The 4141-nt window shown below is 61.4% G+C and carries 2 protein-coding genes; both read left to right on the top strand.

Going from position 1 to position 4141, the window contains the following annotated elements:
* Window positions 1-1662 (top strand): phosphoenolpyruvate synthase (gene ppsA / locus RMO57_RS17950; protein ID WP_310388967.1); only part of this gene is annotated, 1662 nt, incomplete at its 5' end.
* A 142-nt stretch (window positions 1663-1804) separates the two neighbouring features.
* Entirely contained in the window at window positions 1805-3919 is a 2115-nt protein-coding gene (locus RMO57_RS17945; protein WP_310388965.1) for a VC_2705 family sodium/solute symporter, read from the top strand.
* Window positions 3920-4141 lie beyond the last annotated feature (222 nt).

The raw sequence follows: 4141 nt of genomic DNA, 5'->3' as shown, positions 1-4141 counted from the left end.
CAAAAAGGCAAGCTGCCGATCATCCGGCGCAACCTCGGATCCAAACTGATTCGGATGGAGTTCACCTCCGCCGCCGAGAAGGCTTTGAGCGGCAAGCTGGTCAAGACCGTCGACACCTTGCCCGAGGCGCGCAACCGCTATTCGCTCAATGATGCCGAGGTGATCGAGTTGGCGCGTTATGCCTTGATCATCGAAAAGTATTACGGCCGTGCGATGGACATTGAGTGGGGCCGTGACGGCATCGACGGTCAGATCTACATCTTGCAGGCTCGCCCCGAGACGGTGAAGAGCCAGGCAGCCGGCCAAGTTGAGCTGAGCTATAAATTGAAGGGCCACAGTGCGGTGCTGGTGGAAGGCCGCGCGATCGGTCAGAAGATCGGAACCGGCCCGGTCCGCCTAGTCACCCATATCAGCGAGATGGACCGGGTGCAGCCCGGCGACGTGCTGGTGACCGATATGACCGACCCGAACTGGGAGCCGGTGATGAAACGGGCCTCGGCGATCGTGACGAATCGTGGCGGGCGCACCTGCCACGCCGCCATCATCGCGCGCGAGCTCGGCATCCCGGCCGTGGTCGGCTGCGGCGACGCGACCGAGAAGTTGAAGGAGGGTCAGCTGGTGACCGTGGTCTGCTCCGAGGGCGACACCGGCTTCATCTACGACGGCCTGCTGGAGACCGAAGTTAGCGAAGTCCATCGCGGCGAGCTGCCTTACTGCCCGATCAAGATGATGATGAATGTGGGTAACCCACAGCTCGCTTTCAATTTTGCTCAGATGCCCAGTGCCGGGGTTGGTTTGGCGCGGCTGGAATTCATCATCAACAACAATATCGGCGTGCATCCGAAGGCGATTTTGGACTACCCGAACATCGACGCCGATCTGAAGAAAGCGGTCGAGTCGGTGGCCCGAGGTCACGCCTCGCCACGCGCTTTTTATGTCGACAAGCTGGTCGAGGGCATCGCTACCATTGCGGCCGCTTTCTTCCCGCGCCCGGTGATCGTGCGTCTGTCGGATTTCAAGAGTAACGAGTATCGCAAGCTGATCGGCGGCTCGCGTTATGAGCCCGATGAAGAGAATCCGATGCTGGGCTTCCGTGGCGCTTCGCGCTACATCAGCGGCGAGTTCTCGGACGCTTTTGCAATGGAGTGCGAGGCGCTCAAGCGCGCGCGCAATGAGATGGGCCTGACTAATATCGAAATCATGGTGCCCTTTGTGCGCACCGTGCGTCAGGCCGAGCGGGTAGTGACGATGCTGGCCGAACGCGGTCTGAAGCGTGCGGCCGCCGGCGGGCAAGACGGCTTGCGCGTCATCATGATGTGCGAGGTGCCCAGCAACGCGATCTTGGCCGAGCAGTTCCTGGAGCATTTCGACGGCATGTCGATTGGCTCTAACGACTTGACGCAGTTGACGTTGGGCCTGGACCGTGATTCGGGCCTGGAGCAGCTGGCCGGTGACTTTGATGAGCGCGATCCGGCCGTCAAGGCCTTGATTTCCCGTGCAATTGCCGCCTGCCGCGCGACCGGCAAGAACATCGGCATCTGCGGTCAGGGCCCGAGTGACCATCCCGACTTCGCCGACTGGCTGGCCGGCGAGGGCATCACCTCGATCTCGCTCAACCCGGATTCGGTCATCGAGACCTGGCAGCGCTTGGCCAAGCGTTGATGAGGGTAATTTTGTGTTGAGTTGAGAACGGCCCCTCGGGGCCGTTTCTATTTTGCTTGTCGAAGGCCGGCTTCGGGTTCGTGACTATAGCCAGCGGCTCGGCAGACTTGCATGATGCCGGGCCAATGCCGCAGATAGAAAAATGAATTCGCCTCACGCAGATGCAGACGCCGCCACGGACAGCGCCAACCTGAGCCCCAAGCTCACGCGTATCTATGCCTGGTACACCTTGGGCTTTGTGCTGTTTGTGCTGATGCTGGCGATGCTGGAGCAATCGGGTGTGGCCAAGAGCTGGATTGGCTTCAGCTTTATGGCCGCCACTGTCGGCGTCTACGCCTGTATCGGTCTATTGAGCCGGACCACCGATGCCAACGAGTATTACGTGGCCGGCCGGCGCGTACCTGCGGTCTTCAATGGCATGGCGGCCGGTGCCGATTGGATGAGCGCGGCGTCCTTCATCGGTTTGGCCGGCACCCTGTATTTTTCGGGTTATGGCGGCTTGGCCTTCGTGTTGGGCTGGACCGGTGGCTTTGTGCTCGTTGCGCTGTGCTTGGCGCCCTATCTGCGTCAGTTTGGCCAGTTCACCATCCCTGATTTTTTGGGCGCGCGATATGGCGGCACGGCGCCGCGGCTGATCGGCGCTGCCGCGGCCATCCTGGTGTCTTTTATCTACGTGGTGGCGCAAATCTACGGCGTCGGCTTGATTACCTCCCGCTTGACCGGCCTGACCTTTGAGGTCGGCGTCTTCGTCGGGCTGGGCGGTGTCTTGGTGTGCTCCTTCTTGGGGGGCATGCGCGCGGTCACCTGGACTCAGGTGGCGCAATACATCGTGTTGGTGAGTGCCTATCTGGTGCCGGTGGTCTGGCTGAGTGCGAAACAAACCGGATCACCATTGCCCCAGATAGTCTATGGGCAGCAGTTAGCAAAATTGAGCGAGCGGGAGCAGCAATTGCTGACCGACCCGGCTGAATTGCAGGTGCGCGCGGTGTTTCAGCAGCGTGCGGCCGACTATGAGCGAAAATTGCAAAACGTGCCACAAACGCTTGCCCTTGAGCGGGCCGAAGCGGCCCAGCGGGTAGCGGACTTGAAGCGCCAACCGGATACGCCGCTGGCCTTGGTACAGGCGGCCGAGAAGAGTCAAGCGGTGTTGCCGCGTACGCCCAACGAGGCGCGTGAACAATGGCAGCGCGCTCAAACGCTGAATGAAGCGCGCAGCCAGCCGCTGGCCGGCATGCCGCCGCACGCCCGGCAATTCAGCGGCGACCCGGCGGGCACAGCGCTGGAGCGACAAGAGTTCGATGAGTCGCGACGCAACTTTATGGCGCTGATATTTTGCTTGATGGTGGGGACGGCGGGCCTGCCGCACCTCTTGACGCGCTACTACACCACGCCCTCGGTTCGAGAGGCGCGGGAGTCGGTGGCTTGGTCGCTGTTCTTCATTGCCTTGCTCTATCTGACTGCCCCCGCGTTGGCGGTGATGGTCAAGTACGAAGTCTTTACCGGCTTGGTCGGCACACCGATCGCCAATTTGCCGGCCTGGATAGGCCAATGGGCCAGGCTTGATGCCGGCTTGCTGTCGGTCAGTGATGTCAACGGGGACGGCATTTTGCAGCTGGGTGAGTTGCGCATCAGCAGCGACATCATCATGCTGATGTCGCCCGAGCTTGCGGGTCTGCCCTATGTGGTGTCGGGCATGGTCGCCGCAGGTGGCTTGGCGGCCGCATTGTCCACCGCCGACGGCTTGCTGCTGACCATCTCATCGGCCCTGTCCCATGACGTCTATTACCGCGTACTCAACCCAAATGCGAGCATGACCCGGCGCGTGACCTTGTCCAAGGCCTTGTTATTGGCCACCGCGTTGGCGGCGGCCGCGGTCGCTGCGCACAGGCCGGCCGATATTTTGTATTTGGTCGCCGCCGCTTTCTCGGTCGCAGGGGCGGCGTTCTTCCCCGCCTTGGTGATGGGCATATTTTGGCGGCGGGCCAATGGCTGGGGAGCGGTGGCCGGCATGACGGTGGGCCTAGGTGTCACTTGTTACTACATGGTTCACGCGATGCCGGGTTTGCGTCTCGCCTTGGGTGTGCCGGGGCCGGCACAGCTGTGGTGGGGGATTCAGCCCATTTCGGCCGGCTTGTTTGGCGTGCCGGCAGGCTTCGCCGCCTTGCTTGTGGTCAGCTGGTTGACGCCTGCACCGAGCCCGGAGCAGTTGTCCATGCTTGACCGGATGCGCCGTCCTTTGGCCGCGGACGGCAGCTAGGACTGGCCTCGCTCAGTCGCTCGGCCTTGCCGAATCACTGAACCTGCGCTAGAATAGCGGGTTCCACCTTGCCGTGACCACGTGACTGACGCTGTGGCTCGGCTTCCTCAGGCAGGGATCATTTGAAAAGGTTCGAACGATCACAAGCTGCCTGGAATCCACAAGGAGTATTTATGCGTCACTATGAAATCGTTCTGCTGATCCATCCGGATCAAAGCGAAC

Source organism: Roseateles sp., assembly GCF_031397715.1.
Taxonomy (GTDB): domain Bacteria; phylum Pseudomonadota; class Gammaproteobacteria; order Burkholderiales; family Burkholderiaceae_C; genus Paucibacter_A.
This window is presented reverse-complemented; position numbering and strand designations above follow the sequence as displayed.

Bases quoted from the DNA above. Each gene is read 5' to 3' on its own strand.
- RMO57_RS17945 (WP_310388965.1), top strand. From the start codon at position 1,805: ATGAATTCGCCTCACGCAGATGCAGACGCCGCCACGGACAGCGCCAAC.